At 35.4% G+C, this 2,049-nt stretch carries 1 protein-coding gene; it reads left to right on the top strand.

The annotated features are described in order from the left end of the window. Positions 1–1,008: 1,008 nt before the first annotated feature. Entirely contained in the window at positions 1,009–1,953 is a 945-nt protein-coding gene (locus OK414_RS29630; RefSeq protein ID WP_034656384.1) for a protein rep, read from the top strand. Positions 1,954–2,049 lie beyond the last annotated feature (96 nt).

Genomic DNA, 2,049 nt, shown 5'->3' with positions numbered 1-2,049 from the left:
TAAGCAAAGGATGTTTTGTTTGCTAATCGGTATCTACTCTTTTAGGGGTACTGCATTAATACAAACTTTGTACCGGTGGTGGAGGCGTCATTGCCTTTTGTTAAAATGAGCAACTTGAGTTGCTTTGAATCGGCTTAAGCCGATAAGTGTTTTGGAAAAAGGTTTTTGGTTTTCTTTTTTACTTAACTTGATTATAGATACACATAAGTCAAAAAAGTTTACTGGAGTAGTGAAATATAAACAAGCGAATTTGAAAAGGGTAAAGAGCGATGAAGATCGCTCTTTTTATTTTTTATTTCCTGTCCCGTAGGGTAACCATTTCTAACCACGTTTTTTGTGGTGTGTAAATGGGCGTTTTCTTTATCGGCACTTTTGAAAAAAGATGCTGCACAATTTGGCTATGCCAATCAACCGATTAAAATCGGTTCGCAATGACAAAACGGAGTTATGTATAATTGCGCCATGTGTTTCTCTACCTGGATATTTTTCTCCTCAAAATCGAGCAAAGTGACACGAAAGGTTCTAGGAAACTTCTTAGCAAGGCAAAACAAAGTTTTGGGGATGTGGTCACGATCCCGTAGCTTGCCCCTAAATTTAGTGAGTGGTTTATGACGGAGGAAAAAACGTAGTCTTTTTGTTGATGAGAAAACCCTTATAGTAAAATTTCGTGAAGTAGGCCCCAGAGGGCGAATTTTCCCGACGGGGTATGCTTTACGGGATTTTAAGGGTAGAGGCTCGCAACCAAAAGGAAACGGCTTTTTCTGAGTAATAAATAGCGAATGGAGGGCGAGAGAAAACACAAAAAAACACCCGCAAAATCGAGGGCGTGAACGTTTTTTTTTCTTATCTTGATAATAAGGGTAACATCTTCGATTTGGGTTAATGTCGTTTGACGCTTAGAGCGACAAGGGATATAACGAAAAAAACTTGCCTTTTTTAGGATACTAATGTAGTGTTTTAAGTGTCTAGTTCAAAACAAATACATTAATCCCAAAGGAGCAAGTTTTTATGTCTAAAAGTTTTTCAATTGTTACTGAAAAATATACACCTAAAAAGAAAAAAAATCTAGCATTATTGAATTTTATTAAACCATTAATTTCTGGAAGTAGTTTAGAAATTATAAAGGAGTGTTCAACTTTTCTTATGTTTGCGAGTGATGAAACATTGGAACATAAAAAACAAATAAAGGGCAATTCTTGCAAAAATCGATTTTGTCCGGTTTGTGCGTGGCGTAAGGCAAGAAAAGACGCTTTGAAACTCTCAATCTTAATGAAATACATACAAGCAGAACATCAAAAAGAATTTATTTTTTTAACCCTAACGGCTCCTAATGTATCGGCTGAGGATCTCGATAATGAAATTAAAAAATATAATCAATCTTTCAAAAAATTGATGGAACGAAAAGAAATTAAAAGTATAACAAAAGGCTATGTAAGAAAATTAGAGGTAACCTATAACCAAGAACGGAATGACTATCATCCGCATTTTCATGTGATGATAGCAGTCAATAAAAGTTATTTCAATAAGCCTACTCAATACATAAAACGTGATAAATGGCTTGAGTTATGGCAACAGGTAACGGACAATCCTAGCATTACACAAGTGGATGTCCGTAAGATTAAACAGAACAATCATAAAGAGATTTCTGAAGTTGCGAAGTACTCAGCTAAGGATAGCGACTATTTGATTAACGAGAACGTCTTTAAGACTTTTTACAAAGCTTTAAAAGGTAAAAGGCTTATTGTGTACTCAGGACTCTTCAAAACGGCTTCTAAGCTCTTTGAAGAGGGTGAAATAGATAAATACAAGGAAGTCGATACAACGGAGTATATTTATGCTTTGATGTACTCTTGGGGCAAAGGTAAATATGTCGAGGACGAAAAACGAAAACTAACAGAAGATGAGTATCGAAAGCTTAATAAAAAGTTGATCAATGAATTAGAGATTGAATGAATCCCGAAGCGAATTAAAATGAGCAAGGGCGCACTTATACATTGTTCCAATGTGTGCGATTGCTTCGCAATAAAAAACAAAACATCCTTTGCGATT

Source organism: Priestia sp. JV24, assembly GCF_025910025.1.
GTDB lineage: Bacteria > Bacillota > Bacilli > Bacillales > Bacillaceae_H > Priestia > Priestia megaterium.
The sequence above is the reverse complement of the archived record's forward strand: the minus strand, read 5'-3'. Positions and strand labels throughout refer to the sequence as shown.